This window comes from Marinihelvus fidelis (genome assembly GCF_008725655.1).
GTDB classification, from domain to species: Bacteria; Pseudomonadota; Gammaproteobacteria; order Xanthomonadales; family SZUA-36; genus Marinihelvus; species Marinihelvus fidelis.
This window is the reverse complement of the sequence record NZ_VYXP01000003.1, coordinates 226,121-243,117: the sequence shown is the minus strand read 5'-3', so window position 1 is coordinate 243,117 and position 16,997 is coordinate 226,121. Positions and strand designations below refer to the sequence as shown.

The following is a 16,997-nucleotide window of genomic DNA, read 5'->3' as shown; positions in this document are numbered from 1 at the left end:
GGCCGCCGTTGTTATTCAGGTTCTAGAAATAGAAATCGATGGAAACGTACAGGGCTTCAAAATCGCCCTCGTTGATCACCCCGGCGCGATCGATGTAGCCGTCCTGCAGCAGCGCCTCGACATAAATCCAGCCGGGTCCATAGTCGTAGCGCATGCCTGGCGCCCAGGCGGTGACCGTGCCGGCGGTGTTGCCGGGGCTGTCAGGGTTCGCCGCCGAAGCGTCCAGGTAGACGGCCCAGGGCCCGCTGGCCCAGCCCAGCTCAAAGGCGGCGCGCTGGTTGCTGACCCGAGACTGGTCCGGCAGGGTGCGCTGAATGTCGTATATCGCCAGGCGTGAGAACCACGGGTCAACGACGAATTCGACAAAAGCGGTGGCGGCGTGATGGTGGCCGTCCGGTCCTGGCCCGCTGGCGCCGGCCAGGTTTTCCAGCTCGCCGTCCTGGTAGGCCAGGCCCAGGGTCAGCGGCTCCGCGGCCCGCCAGCGCGCCTGGCCGACCCAGGTGCGGGTCTTGCGAAAGGTGGTCGAACTGCCCCAGTGGCCGTTGTCGTCGACCGTATCGGTACTGGTGGGTCCGAAGTCGTCGGCGTGATACCAGGCCACATCCAGCAGGAATTCTCCCAGGTCGGCGCTGGCCTTAAGCCCCAGGTCCATCTGGTCGCCGTAACCGGCCATGTACAGGTCACCGGGCCAGAAGTTATAGGTGTTCCAGGCAAAGGGTACCGACGATTTTCCCAGGGTCAGGGTGATGGCGGGGTCGGGCGTCCAGGCGATCCACGCCTTGTGCAGCGTGGCGTAGGCGCCTGTGAAGTTGTTGTCGGGGTCGGTGAAGCTGCCGGGACCGAACCGGGCTTCCACAGAGGCGGTCCAGGTGCCGGACAGCCACTGGTCGTCGAGATAAAGGGTCAGCGCTCCATCGCCCAGTTCGCCCCAGCCACGGCTGTCGGCAGGTTCACTGAACGCATAGGCATAATTGCCCCAGACACCGCCGCCGGTGTCTACCGCCATCGCGGCCTGTGGGCCGGTGAGGAAGGCAAGACAACAATAGACAGCCCGAAAGAGCACCCCCTGTTTCGTTTGACGAAACATGGGGGCATTGTAAAGGCTTTAAGGAAGGGCGACCGGGGCCGCCCTTCCGAACGTCGTTACTGTGCGCCGCCGAACACGCTGTCGACCGGCACAATGCTGATGTCGTCAGCGTCGATGTCCAGTTCCAGCGCGCCGATCAGCTGGTCTTCATCCAGCAGCGCCTGCGGCTTGTCGGCGTCGTAGCTCATCGGCGAGAAAGCGTCCTCTGCCAGCGCCGCCTTCAGGCCCTCGGCATCCTGGGTCACGTAGGTGATGAACAGGTTCTCGGCCGAGAAATGCCGGCGGATGGCCGCGTTGACGTCATCCACGGTCATGTCGGCCAGCTCGGCGCGCATGTAGTCGGCGAATTCATCGATACCATACCAGTTGGAATCCAGCGCGTAGCCCAGTTGCTGGTCCTGCGTGGAGGTCATGACGAAGACATTCTTCGACAGGTAGTTGCGCACGTCCTCGAAGGCTGCTTCGCTGAGGCCGTTGTCGATCAGCTGCTGCAGCTCATGGATGGCGATGCGGGTGGCCATGTGCGCGTTCTTCGGCTCCACCGGGCGGATCCACATCTCGAACAGCTGTGACTTGCGCGCGTTGTTCGGGTCCGGGAAGAACTGGAACATGCCGTTATCGAATGATTCGATGTAGGCGTAGTCACCGTAATTCATGCCGCGGACCTCGCGAATGCGCTGGTACAGGCGCGACATCGCCGAGCGGTGCTCACCCAGCCAGGTGCGGGCCAGCCACAGCGCGGCGAAGTCGTCGTCGCCGCGGATCAGGTCCAGCGGGTGGCCCAGGGTGATGGCCGTGGCGCGGGTGTCCTTCTCGATGATCTCCACCTGCAGGCCGTGCGGGATATTGGCGACCGGAACGCCGCTGTCCTCCAGCCCGGATTCGGCCGGCAGCGCCGCCAGTTCCACGCCCAGGCGCTCGACCAGGCCTTCCGGCACGTCGCCGTTGATGCCGATTTTCAGCCGACCAAGGGCGTAGGCCTCGGTGACGAAGGCACGGACGTCATCCAGCGTGATGGCCTGGATGCCCTCGACGGTGCCCACCGAGGGGTAGGCGTAGGGCGTGCCACGGAACACCTGCCGCTGCAGGGCGACCTTGCTCAGCCACTCCTCGTTGTTATTGCGCAGGTCCTCGGTCAGGGTGTTCAGCTGCGCGTCCCGCATGCGTTCGAAGTCGGCCTCGCGGAAGCCCGGGTCCAGCAGCATCGGCAGCGCCAGGTCCAGGAAGGTCACCCAGGTCTCGGCGGCGAACACGCCGGTGAAGGTAGTCATTTCCTTGTCGACCTGGGCGTTGAACGAAGCCGCGATGGGAAACATCGCCGCGTTGATCTCGCTGATCGCCATGGCGCGCGAACCGGCGTCGGTGATCATCGACGCGGCCAGACGGGCCAGGCCTTCCTTGCCGGCCGGGTCATGGGCCGAGCCCACTTCGAACAGCAGCTTCAGGTTGATGACCGGCAGGGCGTTGTCCTGCACCAGCAGGTCGAGCTCGACCGGCTCGGCCACCGGCGCCATCACGGCCATGGCCGGCAACTCGCCGATGTCGGCAGGCAGGCCGTCCTTTGCCAGCGTCGTCACCACCAGCCGCTCATCGGTAAAGTAGGCGTTGGCGACCTCGTGCAGGTCGCTGGCCGCCAGCGTGTTGTAGGCGGCGTAGACCCGGTTCAGGGTGTCGTAGTCACGCTCGAAATGCACCCACGAGGCCAGCTCGGCGGCGATGTCGCCGGTGTTGTCCAGGCCGCGCGTAAAGCCGTAACGCAGGTTCGACTTGGCCTCGTCCAGGCGCTCGGCGTCCACCTGTTCGGCGCGCGCCAGGGCAAAGGTCTTCATGATCTCGTCGCGCACATAGGTCGCCTGCGCCGGGTCCTTCACGCGCGCGAAGATGGTCGCCAGGTAGGGGTCAACCCGCGGCGGCGCGTAGGTAAAGAACTGGTCGACCACCTGCTCCTGCTCCACCAGTCGCTTGTACAGCGCCGAGGTCTCGCTGAAGTAGAGCTCAAAAATCATGTTCAGCGCGGCCCACTCGTACGGGTCCGGCAGCACGGCCGGGCCATGGAAGCCGACGGTCACGTAGGGCAGGGTGTCGCTGGGCCACTCGACATTGGTGTACACCGGCCCGGCAGGCGCGACCTGGGCGGGGATCTCCAGTGTCTCCGCGGCCGGCGGGTTCCAGTTGCCCCAGTACTGCTTCACCAGCGCCATCGTGGCATCGACGTCAACATCACCGGCGATAATCAGCGCCGTGTACTCGGGCCGGTACCAGCGCTCAAAGAAGGTGCGCGAGTAGTCGAACTCGTTGGGCATGTCCTCGATGTCCTCGATGAAGCCCATGGTCGTGTGCTTGTACGGGTGCTGGCTGTAGGCGTTGTCACGCTGCACTTCGAGGATCTGGCGCACCGGGTTGGCCGAGTTCTTGTTGTACTCACCCAGCACCGCGCGCGCCTCGGTCTTGAAGTCCTCGATCGAGTAATCCAGGTTCTGGAAGCGGTCCGCCTCGATGCGCAGCACCTCTTCCAGGTCCTCGGCCGCGAAGGTCGAGTAATAATTCGTGTAGTCATCGGTCGTGTACGCATTGCGACGCGCACCGGCCCGGGTCATGGCGGCCTCGTACTCGGCCGCCGACACGTTTGGCGTGCCCCGGAACATCATGTGCTCAAAAAAATGCGCGAACCCCGACTTGCCGGGCTCCACCTCGTTGCGCGACCCGGTCTGCACCGGGATCTGCACCGACACCAGGTTCGGGAACCCGGTGTTGACGACGATGACCTCCAGGCCGTTGTCGAGCGTTTCGGTGTGCGCGTCGAAGGGCAGGATGCCATTGTCATCGGCGAAAACGGGCAGGGTGGGCAACAGCAGGGCCAGCAACAGGGCCGGCACGGTTCGCAGGCGGGTCATCGGCGTACCTCGGGAAAGAAATCATTGAACGGAGCGTAATCCGCCCATTATAGCGAACCCGCCCCATCTGGCCGCCGGTTGCGCGCCATGTGGGCTATCCCCGGAAACCGGCGGTTGGACTATACTGCCCGGTTTCGCAACGTCACCTGGGTTACAGAACAATGACAGAGCAACACCAGAATGCACTGGTCACCTGGCTGCTACGCGCCGCGGTGGCCTGGCTGGTCTTCCTGGGCGCGTTCGCGCTGGGTGTTTTCGTGATGGCGAAGCAGGTCTGGCCCTATGGGCCGATCATCGAGATCGCCTCCTATTTCAAGACGGACGAAACCACGACCACGACCATCACCGAGCAGATCCAGAACGATCTGGGCCTGCTGCCGCACCGCCACCTGGCCGACCTGGGGCAGCCCTACAGCTGGTCGCAGGATTACCCGCAACTGGACGGCCTGCCGATTCGTGACCGGCGCCAGCCACCCCGGGTGTTCCTCAGCCCGGACGCGCCGCGGGGCTACCGGGTGATCTTTGGCACCTTCGATTTTGACGAGACACTGCACGGCGCCATCGTCCTGGACCCGGACGGCAAGCTGGTGAACGTCTGGCAGCTGGGGCAGGAAGACGTGCCCTGGGAGGCGCGCCTTGACCGCAATGTTTCCCCGCATGGCTTCGATATCGCGCCCGATGGCGCCATTGTTGTCGGTTTTGACGGCGGCACCCAGCTGGCGGCGTATGAGTGGTGCGGCGACCTGCGCTGGCGTCGGCAGGGTGGTTTTCACCATTCCGCCGACATCGGTGATGACAACGAGCTGTGGGCCTGGGGCAACGTCGACACCGACGTCATGTGGGGCAAGTACATGGTCAAGCTGGATTTCGCCACCGGCGAGGTGCTGGACCAGATCCACATCAACGACCTGGTCAGCGCTAACCCGGAGGTCGGCGTGCTCAGCATCCGCCAGCTGGACAACGCGGATGGTTCGGTATGGATGAAGGAGCCGTGGCACGCCAACGACATCGACCCGCTGCCGCGTGCCTATGCGGACGCCTACCCCATGTTCGAGGCCGGCGACCTGATGGTGAGTTTCCGTTCACTGGACCTGATCGCGGTCTTCGACCCGGTGACCCACAAGCTGAAGTGGTGGCGCAGCGGCTTCGTCCGCCGCCAGCACGATCCGGACTGGAATGCGGACGGCACCATCACGGTGTTCAACAACAACATGCACAGGGGGCTGTCCAGCATCGTCGAGATCGACCCCAAGACCTACCAGCACGAGACCGTGATGCCGGGCCAACCCTACAATTTCTACACCTGGCGCCGTGGCAAGCACCAGCGAATGGACGATGGTGGCTTCCTGGTCACGTCTACCGAGCAGGGCCGGGTATTCGAGGTGGATGCCGAGGGCAATATCGTCTTTGACTTCATCAACGTCTACGAAGGCGAAGGTTCCTACCTGGTGCTTTCAGAGGCGTTCTTCCTGCCGGAAGACTTCTTTGGCGACGACCTGCCGGTGTGCGGGGAGCCTGCCGGCCAGGGTTGAGTCAGTCCCGGGCAGCGCGTGTACGGAGCGCCTGGTAGAGCGCTTCCGTGCGGCCAGGCACGGTGATGTCCAGGCCGGCCGTGTCGATGGGCGCCGGTGCGCTGATGCCGGCCGCCTGGTCGGCCAGGGCATCGGTGGGCAGGCCAAGGCGACTCGCCAGCTCAGCCAGGGCCCGGCCTGGCGTGGTGCAAAGCTGTTCATAGTCCAGCCAGATGAGCTGGTCCCCGTGCGTTTCAAGCAGCCAGGCATGGACTTCCGTCCAATAGTCGAGCCAGTAACGCGGGTCCAGTAGTGCCCCAGCGTTCTCAGGGCGTTGCTGGTCGCCCACCAGGAACGGCCGGTGCCCGGCGCCAAACTCGTGGTGACCCAGCCAGTTCATGTATTCGAGGGCGAACGGGTCCTGGCCATGACGCGCCAGGAAGCGTTGGTGCTGGCGTAGCAGTGACAGCGCGTGGCGCAGCGGGTCGCGGAATGGCGTGACGATGATCGCGTCGGGAAACGCGGCGCGCAGCGCGTCGATTCTCAGCACGTGGTTGTTGTTCTTGGCCAGGTATCGCCGGGGCTGGGCGAGCCCTGTCCGGCGCTGGTCCCTGGCCAGGATGCGCCGGACCCAGTCGCGGTAGCGCTCGAGCAGGGCGTTGTTCGGCTCGCCGGCGGGCTTCAGCCCACCCGGCACGAGCGTGTCCCGCCCGGTATACGTGTTCCAGAACACTTCTTCGAACGCCTCGGGGCTGTCCTGGCCGATCCTGATGCGGTCGCCGTGGGCGCGCTCGCGTTTTTCGCCGTCATTGCGGCCGCTTCCGGCCATGGCGCCCCATGTCCACGGGGCCATGACAAACGGCATCGACCGGTAGGTCAGTGACGCGAACTCGCCACTGGCGTAAAGGCTTTCCAGCACGATCGTCGTGCCGGCGCGGGCCAGGCCGGTGACGTAAACCGGCTGTTGCACCGTCGTCGTACGGACCTTTTTACCCGCCAGTGCCTGGTCGACCCGGCAGGACAGGTCACGGACGCCAAGACTGTCCAGGGCCAGGCGATGCAGCATTTTTGAGGCCGGTGAATAGTCTTCCGTCGCCCCGTTGCCACCGATTCGCGAGCGAATGAAGCCCCAGCCGACACCCAGACCCACGAGCAGCAACTGCACCCGGCCACTGGCCAGGCTCTCGGTCGCGAAGGCCCAGTCGCGGCTGATGGCGGCCGCGACCAGTACGTAGACCGCGGAAACGGCGGCCAGCCACAGGACCAGCAGGCCGGCCAGTTGCAGGCTGGCCAGCAGGATGCGGCCGGCATAGCGTGGCAGGACCTGTTCTTTCCAGTGATCGGAGATTCGCTCGGACCGGACAGTGTCCAGCACGCGGTGTGATACCCGGTTGACGGCCTCGATTCGGGCAATAAAGGGCCAGCGCAGGAACAGTTCGACGGCGGCAATGCAGGCGGCACCGGCCGCCGCCAGGATGGCCCAGGCTTCAGTGGCCGGCATTATCGTCCTGCTGGCGCGCGCGGCGACGGGCACGGGCGCGCTTGAGCGGGTACCAGACCAGCGCGAAGACGGCGATCAGGATGGACAGCAGGATGCCGCCGATGACGGCCAGCGCGCCAAGGCCGAGACCGGGGCCGATGTAGGCCTGGGCCAGGCCGGGCGACAGGAGCAGCAGCGCCGCCATCAATACTGGAAAGGGGGTCAATCCGCGCATGGGTGGTGTTCCTCGAAGTCTTGTCGCGCAAACCGCGAATTCTAGGCGCTGGGACGGGCACGCACAACGACAGTGCGGCGCGGCGGGCTATCGTATAATTCGCGCCAGCCTGTCCTCCAGCCATCCAGATTTTCGCCTAAATCATGCCAAGCCGCTTTTCCCGACTCGTATTACCCGTATTGGCCCTGCTGCTCGTCGGCGGTGCCATGGCGTTCACGCTGCTGACGACACCCGCCGGATCGACGGGCGAGCCGGGCTCCGGAGATAGCGTCCAGGTGGCGCCCGTGGCGGCCGTGGTCGAATCCGGCGCCGTGCCCGCCGCGGTGGCGCGAGCCGGCGACGCGTACCTGCGTGGCGCGCACTGGTTTGGTGATGGCTGGGCGGTGAATTTCTGGAATACGGACCTGCTGGCGGTGGCGCGCGAGGACTTCACCGCCCTGAAGGCTGACGGGTTCAACGCGGTGGTGCTGGTAATTCCGTGGCCTGGCTTTGCCGCTGACAGGACGGACGGTCGGCTGGTGCCCGAGCGGACACGGCGGCTGGGCGAACTGATTGACCTGGCGGCCGCGTTCGACCTGGACGTGGTGGTGCGCATTGGCTACGCCTGGGATTCGGCGGTCGAGGCGCCCGAGGGCTGGTTGCTCGATATGTGGCACGACCCGCGCGTTTACCAGGGCTGGCTCGACTACATCCAGTCGCTGTGGGACGCGGTGGGCGAGCGTGACAACGTGAAGTTCGGCTTTATCTGCTGGGAAGACCTGTGGGCCGTGACCTGGATGAACGGCTTCGAAGAGCCCGCGCGCCGCGAGATGGCGCAGGCCATCGGCTATCGCGACTGGCTGTCCGAGCGGGTGACGCTGGAGCAGGCGTCTGACCGGTATGGCGTGTCGTTCACGGGCTGGAGCGATGTGCCGCTGCCGCGCAAGGACGAGCCGGCCTATGGCTGGTTCCTGGAATTCCTGGATTACGCCTGGATCGAGCGTTTCTTCAAACCCGCCCAGGCGCGGTTCCCGAGCCTGTCAATGGAGATCCGCATCGATTCCGACCCGGTGTTGGATGCCAACGGTGAGTTCGACTACTGGCACTCACACGAGGCGGCCTGGGACCTGCCCGGCGCGCCGTGGACCACGATCTACTGGTCGCCGGCCATGGGCGGGCTGAACCAGGGCGAGCAACTGGCGCCGGAAACGGCCGTCGAGCGGTTGCAGTACATGCTGGAGCGGGTGCGTGCGGTAACCGGTACGCGGCCAATCTTCATCGACCAGTACCTGGTCGAGGATTTCACCCCCGGTTTCGAGAACAATGGCCGCATCGCGACCAGCGCCGTACCGGACTTTCTCGAGCAGGCGGCGCCGGTGATGGCCGCCTACGCGCAGGGCTACGCGCTGTGGACCTGGAAGGACTACCGACACGACGCCATTCCCAGCCCGGATTTCAGTATCGACGCGGCGCCGTGGACCTTTTCGGCCGGTGTCGACGACACGCCGGCGCCAGGCCTGGCGCTGGACGCCGGGCAGGGGCTGGCGCGATCGTTCGGTATCGGTGAATTTCATGCACCCGGCGGGCCGGAGGCCGCCGACCTGTGCGTTGTCGCCCGTGCCGGGGACGGCACGACCGGGCTGACCGTCGTGGCGCCCACCGATCCGGACTCGCCGATGCGCCTGCCCGCGACCGGCGAGCGCGAGTGCGTCGCGGTCGACGTGGCCGATGTGACCCGGATCGAACTGCAGGCCGAGGACGCGATGATCATCGACAGCCTGGTCTTCTCCGGCTTTACGCAGCCGTCCGGTATCCGCGAAGTCGGCGGCCAGCGCAAGCCGGTGGCCACGGACTGGGTGCGGTTCAACCAGGCGCTGGAGCAGCGCGCGCCGGCGCCGTTCCAGCTGTACCCGGACGGCTGGATGGGCAAGGCGCTGGACGTGGACCTGGACCTGGCCACGGGCGCGGACCTGGATGTGGTGATCGAAACCACGTTGCCGACAGGCTGGCCTTTTCAGCCGGTTCTGGCGGTCCAGGTCGATGGCCAGCCTGTCGGTGAGGCAATTTGCGGCACTGACGAACCGGCCCGGTTTTTGCTACCGGACGATGTAAGGAATGGGCGAGCACGGCTCACGCTGACGGTGGACCGCCTCCATCAACCGGAGGGTGATGAACGCTACCTGGGTTGCCAGGTGCTGCGCGTGCAGACGGCCCCAAGTGGAGCGCAATAATATGAAAGTGCTCTTTATCGGCGGTACCGGCAAGATCAGCACGGCATGCTCCAGGCTTGCACTGGAGCGCGCCGTTGACCTGACCCTGCTTAACCGGGGCCGGCGCCACTGTATCGAAGGCGCTCGCGAGATCACGGTGGACATCGACGACACGGCAGCGGTGAGCGCCGCGCTCGGGGATGAAAGTTGGGACGTGGTGGTCGACTTCATCAGCTTCTCGCCCGATGACCTGCGCCGGCGGGTGGAATGGTTTCGTGGCCGGGTAGGGCAGTTTCACTTCATCAGCTCGGCCAGTTGCTACCAGAAGCCGGTCACTCACTACCCGGTGACCGAGTCGACGCCGTTGGACAATCCGTTCTGGGCGTATTCGCGCGACAAGATCGCCTGCGAGGAATACCTGCTGTCGGCTTTGCGTGAAGAAGCGTTTCCGGCCGTCATCATCCGGCCCTCGTTCACCTATGACCACACCATGGTGCCGCTGTCGCTGAACAGCTGGCATGCGCCGTACACACTGATCGACCGCATGCGTCGGGGGGCGCCGATCGTGGTGCCCGGCGATGGTACGTCGCTGTGGCAGTTGACCCACAATTCGGACTTTGCCCGGGGGTTGCTGGGCCTGTTCGGGCATCCCGGCGTGGTGGGTCACGCGCTGCACATCACCACCGACGAACTGGTGACCTGGAACATGGCCTATCGCGCGCTGGCGGACGCGGCGGGGGTCGCCGAGCCGGACCTGGTACACATCGCTTCGGATTTCATCGTCGATTGCCTTCCCGAACACGAGGGCGGCCTGCATGGCGACAAGACCGAATCGGTGATCCTGGACAACACCAAGATCAAGCAGTTCGTACCCGACTACGTGGCCACGACGCGCTTCATCGACGGCATCCGCCACAGTGTCGAGTGGTATGACGCCGATCCGGCGAGGCGGGTCATTGACGAGACGTTCAACGACGAGTGCGACCGCCTGGTCGCCGCCTACCGCGAGGGCCTGGCTTCGGCGAAAGCCGTCTTCGGGCGCTGAGCGCCCGCGCCGGTGTATGCTTTACGGCCAACGATGACAACGTAGGACATACGATCATGCGGAACAGGCTCTTCCGGGTGGCGTCGATATGCGTTTGCCTTGTCGCCGGGTCGGCGATGGGGCAAACGCTCGAACTTGGCGATCCACCGTATTTCAAGGCGCGCGGCATCAACGTGCTGGTGTACAGCAACTGGTACGACGGCCTCTTCAGCGACTCCAAGATCAGCGGCGTCGAACTGGTGCACCATGGGGTGCGTACCGCCACCAACGGCGATGTGCGGCTGAACGCGACGCCCGAGCAGTGGGACGCGATCCCGCAGTTCGTTGATCGGGACGTCGATACCGAGAACGGTGTCATCCGGGCGACGTCGCGATACCCGGACCATGATTTCGAGTTCACCGTCGAGGTTCGCGCTGTCGATGACGGCGTTGCGATCTCGGTGAACCTTCCCAGGGCGTTGCCGCAGGCACTGGAAGGCCGCGCCGGCTTCAACCTGGAGTTCCTGCCAGCGGCCTATTTCGGTAAGGCGTACATTGCCGATGATGCGACCGGCCTGTTCCCGCTTTACCCCTCCGGCCCGAAAGAACAAAACGACGCCGTGGCGCCGGTGCCGCTGGTGCGCGGCAACCGACTGGTGCTGGCGCCGGATGCCCCCGAACGGACGGTGACGTTGGCGTCGGCGGATGTGGAGATGGCCCTTTACGACGGCCGCGCCAAGGCGCAGAACGGCTGGTTCGTCGTGCGGTCGCTGCTGCCGGCGGGGCGCGAAGGCAAGGTGCTGGAGTGGACGTTGCAGGCCAGCACCATCGACGGATGGACCCGCGAGCCGGTGATCGCGCATTCCCAGGTGGGCTACGCGCCGGGTTTTCGCAAACGGGCGGTGATCGAGCGCGACCCGAACGATACGTTCGACGGCGAAGTTTCGCTGCTGCGCATCGACGCGACGGGCGTCGAGACGGTGAAATCAGCCGCCCCGCAATCATGGGGCCGCTGGAAGCGCTACGACTACCTGACGTTCGACTTCACCGATACCGATGAACCCGGCCTCTACCGGCTGGAATACAACGGCGTGAAAACGGCGCCGTTCCGGATCGCCACGGACGTGTTCGAGACCACCTGGCACCCGACGCTGGACGTGTTTTTCCCGGTGCAGATGGACCACGTCCTGGTCAACGAGGCCTACCGGGTCTGGCACGGCGCGTCGCACCTGGATGACGCGCTACAGGCGCCGGTGAACCACGAGCATTTCGACCTCTACGCCCAGGGGCCGACCACCGATACGCCGTTCGAGCCCGGCGAGCACATTCCCGGCCTGAATGTCGGCGGCTGGTATGACGCCGGTGATTACGACATCCGCACGCAGACCCAGTACGCGGCGGTTATCGGCCTGGTGCAGACCTGGGAGGCCTTCCGCCCCGAGCGCGATACGACTTCGGTGGACTACGACCGCAAGTTCGTCGACCTGCACGTACCGGACGGAAAGCCCGACATTCTCCAGCAGATCACCCACGGCACGCTGCAGCTGCTGGCGCAGCACGACGCGGTCGGCCATGCCATACCCGGCATCATCGTCCCCGATATTTCACAGTACACGCACCTGGGCGACGGCCTGACCATGACGGACAACCTGGTCTATGACCCGGACATGGGTGAGCTGGAGTCCGACGGTTTCCGTTCCGGCGTGTTTGACGACCGCTGGGCGTTCACCAGCCGCTCCTCGGCGCTGAACTACGGCTCGGTGGCGGGGCTGGCGGCCGCCAGCCGTGCATTGCGCGGTTTCGATGACGCGCTGGCCGAACACGCGCTGGCCACGGCGGTGCGCGCCTGGGAGGACGAGCAGGGCCGTGAACCCGACCTGTTCCGTCACGGCAACACCACCGGCGGGTCGCTGGAAGGCGAAATGATCCGCGCCAACGCCGAATTGCTGCTGGCCACTGGCGAATCGCGTTACGCGGACGCGCTGCGCTCGGCCATGCCGACTATCGAGTCGCAGTTCGCATTTCACGCCGTGCCGGTGCTCAAGGTATTGCCGCGGATGGACGACGCCTTCCGCACGCGGGTGCGCGCGCTGGCCGAAGCGTATGCTGAACGCTGGGCCGGAATGCGCGACGCCAACCCCTTCGGCGTTCTCATCACCGAGGGAGGCTGGGCCGGTAATGGCGCGGTGATCAACATCGCCCTGTCGAACTGGTACCTGCACCAGGCCTTCCCGGACCTGTTCGACGCCGAAGACGTGCTGTCGGGCCTGCATTACGTTTTCGGCACTCACCCGGACTCGGATATCTCGTTCGTGTCCGCCGTCGGCGCCGAGTCGAAAAAGGTCGCATACGGCATGAATCGCGCTGATTTCTCATTCATCGCCGGTGGCATCGTTCCGGGCGTGCTGATCCTGAAACCCGACCTGCCGGAGAACCGGGAGGACTGGCCATTCCTGTGGGGGCAGAACGAATACGTGATCAACCTGGGCGGCAGCTACCTGTTCCTGGCGAACGCCGCGCACGCGCTGGTCAACGAGGGCGGCGATGACTGACGGGTCACGGGTTGTTGCGGTGGTGCGGACGGCGGTTCTGGCCGGGATTGTCGCGATCAGTGTTCCGCTGGCGGCGGACGAAACCAGGACTGACGGACTGGACATTCGTACCGGGCTTGAACCTGGCGTCGACAACACACACCGGGCTGGTGTCGACCCGGGCCGGCTGGAAGGGCCGTTTGAATGGCGCAGCGACGTCTACCCGGACACGGTTCGCCTGTGGTGGGTCTTCGTGCCGGCGCAATATGACCCTGACCTGCCCGCCAACCTGCTGGTGTTCCAGGACGGTCACAGGGCGGTTCACCCGGAAGGCTCGCTCCAGATTCCCGTAGTTCTGGCCAACCTGGCACATGACGGTGTTATCCCGCCGACCATCGGCGTCTTCGTTACTCCCGGTCACAGGGGTGAGCCCTGGCCGGCCGACCTGGAGTGGGGGAATCCGAATCACCGCGCGCAGGAATATGACGCCCTGGATGATCGCTATGTCACCATGTTGGCCGATGAGTTACTGCCGCAGGTGGAGGCCCGTTTCAACGTGTCAGCTGACCCGACCCGGCGCGCAATAGGTGGCACCAGCAGCGGGGCAATGGCGGCTTTCACTGCGGCGTGGCTGCGGCCCGACCAGTTCGGCAATGTCATTAGCTTCATCGGCAGTTACGTGTCGATAGGGTTCCGTCAACCGTCGGAAGAATCTGGCGGACACTGGGTTCCAGGCGGCCAGGACTGGCCAGCGCTGTTGCGTCGTGAGTCTATTCGTCCCCTGGCGATATACCTGCAGGACGGCGTGAACGACCTGGATAACGAATGGGGGCACTGGTTCCTTGCCAACCGGCAGATGGCGGCTGCGCTTCGTTATGCCAATCGCGCCGCCGATGAGCAGGGCGATGACGGGCCCCGTTACAGGCTTGAGACGGTGTGGACGGACGGCGAGCACGCCGATCGTCACGCGGGCATTCTGATGCCCGAGGCCCTGCGGTGGATTTGGGGTGAAGTCGCTACCGCTTCGGTCAATTCCCCTCGATAGACCACGGCGTGCACAGCACGCAGCCTTCCGCGGGGGTGAACTCGCTGCCACCCCAGGGCGAGGTGAATACACCGCCGCGGAAGTAGAACAGCAGCCGGTCACCCTGGATGACGCTGCGGGCGCTGTCGGCGGAGAAGTTGGTATACAGGTAAGCGTGATCTTCCGGCGTGCTCCCGGCATCGGCCAGCGTAGCCGTGCCTACCCGCCGCAGCCACGGCACGCCCTGGCCACCGGCGATCTCGTACATCAACGCGCCGGTACCCAGCCAGGGGTAGCGGTGCCAGGGGTCGTCGTCCAGCTGCCCGTCTTCCGGGCCGTGGATGGCGACCGGCAGCACGAACCGGGCGGCCCGGTCCGTATCGTTGTCGGCTGGCAACCACGTGAACGCGTGGTGGGCCTCGGACACCGGCGTGCTGCTGCCGCGATAGCCGATTTCCTCCTGGTCCAGCAGCGCCGGCGCGCCGGTATCGCTGACATCAAACAAGCCCACCTGGACGCCCTGGATCAGCGCCTGCTCATTGCCGTATGAATCGACATGCACGGACGCGTTCATGCCCACGCCCAGCAACAGTTCGGCGCTGACGGGGTGCAGGTAGTCCGAGTAACCGGGAATCTCGAGGTCGCCCAGGATGTACGGGTCGTCGGGGTCGGACAGGTCCAGCGCGTACAGCGGGTCGATCATGCGATAGGTGACGGCATAGCCGCGATCACCGAAATAGCGAACCGAATACACCTGCTCGCCCGGCTTGCCGATGCGCGCGGGGCGTTGTTCGTTCGGAAGAACAGCGCGGGTGGCCAGCAGAAGGTCGTCGCCGGCCTGGGTGTCGACGATGCTCAGGCGGTGCTCGCCAAATTCACCCCAGCGCCCACTGTCGCCCCACCCGGACTGGCTGAGTACACGCAGCACACCGTTGTGCTCGCTGAGCCGGAACGACAGCTTGCCCGGGTCGCTGCCCAGGTGGCCCTCGATGCTGCCCGAGCCCGAGTAGCTGAAGCCCTTGTCGGTGATCGCGAAACGGTGCAGTTCGGTGTCCTGCTCGCCGGTACGGAACAGGTGACCGTCCGTGCCCACGCCGTAGACCCAGCGCGTGCCGGCCAGCCAGGCGGCCGACGTGCTGGCATACAGTCCACCCATATGACCCATGATGGCCATACTGACAGGTGGGGCATCCAGGTCGCGCAGGTCAAAGGCGCTGAACACGGTCAGCTGGCTGTCCAGGCGTGTGGCCGGTACGGGCGGCACCAGGATATCGGCAGCGGCCAGCAGTGGCCTTGTGCTGCCGTCGGCATATTTGGCGCGTGGCAGCAGGTCATCACCGGTCAGGGCCTCAATGACGGTCTCGAATTCTTCTTCGGTGTAGTCGTCCTTGATGTCCTCGGGCGGCAGCACGCGCCTGGCGATGTCATGGAAATCGGGCCGGTAGCGGATCATCGCGTACAGGGTGTCGCCGATGACCCGGGTGGTGATGATCTCACCGTCGATATCCAGCGCGTGCGCGGCGTCTGCGTCGGCGTCATCGCCGGTGTCCCAGGCGACGATGCGGGCCTTGCCATGCGCATAGCCGTAGCAATGGCCTTCGACCTGTGAGCCGACATAGACCAGTCGTGACTGGTCATCGGCGTCGACGTGGTGGTACAGGCCTTCGCCTCGAAGGCTGTGGATGGGATAGCGCCGGGGCGGGTAGGTGACCTTGTACTGGCCGTCGAGCACCGGGTCGCCGAGTTCTGGCGACGTCCGGTAACGGGAGATGGTCTGGATAAAGAGGTCGTGCTCTTCCTCGCCATCGGTCACGGTTTCGAGAGCGGCCCGTCCGGGCTGGTCGATCGAGTACAGGCGCTCCCAGGTGGCCTTGACGACATCGGCCTCGTCTACGCCCTGTTCCTGGACATTGGTTTCGGACAGGGGCCCGCCGTCGAAGCCGGCTTCAGGCGGCGGCCCGGGGCTGACGATGGGACCAGCGCAGATGATCGGCAGGCTGTAGCCCTGGGTTTCCCGGTACGACGAACTGAAATAGAAGCGCAGCGCCTCGCTGGAGGCCAGTGGCGCCATCGCCGCGGGGTGCGGCCGTCCGGATGGCGGGTCAGAAAGCATGATGTGACCGACATCCTGGCGGTTCCAGTCGCCGCCGTCGAACTGCAGGCTCACGCGCATGTTGGACTCGGTCTCGAACTGCAGTGCGGCGGTGCCGACCGTGGTGCTTTCATGCGGCCGGTTCTCGCACCAGGCGCACTGGCCGGTGCTGTTCGACAGCACGATATTGTCGGCGGCGCTGTCACCGGAGGCCGGGTCGGTACCCGTGGTCCAGGTCGGGCGGCCCTCCGCGTCGTAGTGATAGAGCACGGTAAAGGTGGTGTCGCCCTGGGTCTGCACCGTGAGCCCGTAGCCGGCCTCGGCGGTGTCATACCAGATGCCGCTGTAGTCGGACATGACCGGCTCGGTCGCGAAGATAAACGGCTGCAGCACGCGTTCGCCGCTGTGCTCGCCCAGCTGCCAGTTGACGTTCGCGACCTGCGCAGAGGGGAAGGTGATGTCCAGCGAACCGGCAACCGTGTACGGCCCGGCCGCGTTATTCACCCAGCTGTGGCTCAGCAATTCACCCTGGAATCGTTCGCCGTCCAGTTCGCCCGTGCTGGTGTACCAGGTGGGGTTGCCCGCCTCGTCATAGGTATACCAGACCACGAACACCCGATCGCCGACACGGTTGATGTCCCAGCCGTTGCCGGCTCGCTCGGGGTTCCACCACATGCCCTGGCGGAAGACGGCATCCGCGGGGCCGGCCAGGCCATTACTGGGTGGCGGCGCGCCAGAGGCATGGGCCGGGGTGACCAGGCCGCAGGACAGGGCAGCGGTAAGGGCAGCGAGTGACGTGGCGCGCATCAGATGACCTCCCTGGCATCATGAATAACCTGTCTTCCAGTATAGCGGCTGGTGGGCCGCCATCGACACGGGCCGGGGCAGATGCGATAGCCCGAATGCGCTAACCTATGCGGCCTCGATTTC

General features: G+C 65.3%; 10 protein-coding genes. 5 read left to right on the top strand and 5 right to left on the bottom strand.

Annotated elements, in window-relative coordinates; translation table 11 throughout:
- Positions 1-22 precede the first annotated feature (22 nt).
- Both F3N42_RS15930 and F3N42_RS05445 read right to left on the bottom strand, forming a co-directional pair.
- Positions 23-1,006: a hypothetical protein gene (locus F3N42_RS15930; protein ID WP_263595889.1), complete on the bottom strand. Its 984-nt coding sequence runs from the start codon at positions 1,004-1,006 to the stop codon at positions 23-25.
- Between the two features lie 137 nt (positions 1,007-1,143).
- Positions 1,144-3,981 (bottom strand): M16 family metallopeptidase, encoded by a 2,838-nt coding sequence (locus F3N42_RS05445; protein WP_150863375.1) that lies wholly within the window; start codon positions 3,979-3,981, stop codon positions 1,144-1,146.
- Positions 3,982-4,142: 161 nt separating this feature from the next.
- Between F3N42_RS05445 and F3N42_RS05440 the strand changes: the two genes are divergently transcribed.
- On the top strand, positions 4,143-5,513 hold the full coding sequence (locus tag F3N42_RS05440) for an arylsulfotransferase family protein (RefSeq protein WP_150863373.1): 1,371 nt from the start codon (positions 4,143-4,145) through the stop codon (positions 5,511-5,513).
- Position 5,514: 1 nt separating this feature from the next.
- Here the strand turns inward: F3N42_RS05440 and F3N42_RS05435 are convergent, their stop codons facing one another.
- Together F3N42_RS05435 and F3N42_RS05430 are read right to left on the bottom strand one after the other, a co-directional pair.
- The gene (locus F3N42_RS05435; protein ID WP_150863371.1) at positions 5,515-6,993 is read right to left on the bottom strand and encodes a sulfotransferase; all 1,479 of its coding nucleotides are present in this window, start codon (positions 6,991-6,993) and stop codon (positions 5,515-5,517) included.
- Positions 6,980-7,207, bottom strand: coding sequence for a hypothetical protein (locus F3N42_RS05430; protein WP_224784733.1), 228 nt, complete (start codon positions 7,205-7,207; stop codon positions 6,980-6,982). The genes F3N42_RS05435 and F3N42_RS05430 overlap by 14 nt, the downstream gene beginning before the upstream one ends.
- A gap of 179 nt (positions 7,208-7,386) precedes the next feature.
- Between F3N42_RS05430 and F3N42_RS05425 the strand changes: the two genes are divergently transcribed.
- The 4 genes from F3N42_RS05425 to F3N42_RS05410 all read left to right on the top strand — a co-directional run bounded on the left by F3N42_RS05425 (position 7,387) and on the right by F3N42_RS05410 (position 13,996).
- Positions 7,387-9,417, top strand: a complete 2,031-nt coding sequence (locus F3N42_RS05425) for a glycoside hydrolase family 5 protein (protein WP_150863369.1) — start codon at positions 7,387-7,389, stop codon at positions 9,415-9,417.
- Between the two features lies 1 nt (position 9,418).
- Positions 9,419-10,441 (top strand): NAD-dependent epimerase/dehydratase family protein, encoded by a 1,023-nt coding sequence (locus F3N42_RS05420; protein ID WP_150863368.1) that lies wholly within the window; start codon positions 9,419-9,421, stop codon positions 10,439-10,441.
- A 116-nt stretch (positions 10,442-10,557) separates the two neighbouring features.
- Positions 10,558-12,972 carry a glycoside hydrolase family 9 protein gene (locus F3N42_RS05415; protein ID WP_224784731.1) on the top strand — a complete coding sequence of 805 codons (2,415 nt, stop codon included), beginning with the start codon at positions 10,558-10,560 and terminating at the stop codon, positions 12,970-12,972.
- On the top strand, positions 12,965-13,996 hold the full coding sequence (locus F3N42_RS05410; protein ID WP_150863366.1) for an alpha/beta hydrolase: 1,032 nt from the start codon (positions 12,965-12,967) through the stop codon (positions 13,994-13,996). Before F3N42_RS05415 ends, F3N42_RS05410 begins: the two co-directional genes overlap by 8 nt.
- On the opposite strand, the gene F3N42_RS05405 is transcribed toward F3N42_RS05410, so the two are convergent.
- Positions 13,980-16,874 carry a beta-propeller domain-containing protein gene (locus tag F3N42_RS05405; protein ID WP_150863365.1) on the bottom strand — a complete coding sequence of 965 codons (2,895 nt, stop codon included), beginning with the start codon at positions 16,872-16,874 and terminating at the stop codon, positions 13,980-13,982. The genes F3N42_RS05410 and F3N42_RS05405 overlap by 17 nt on opposite strands.
- Positions 16,875-16,997 lie beyond the last annotated feature (123 nt).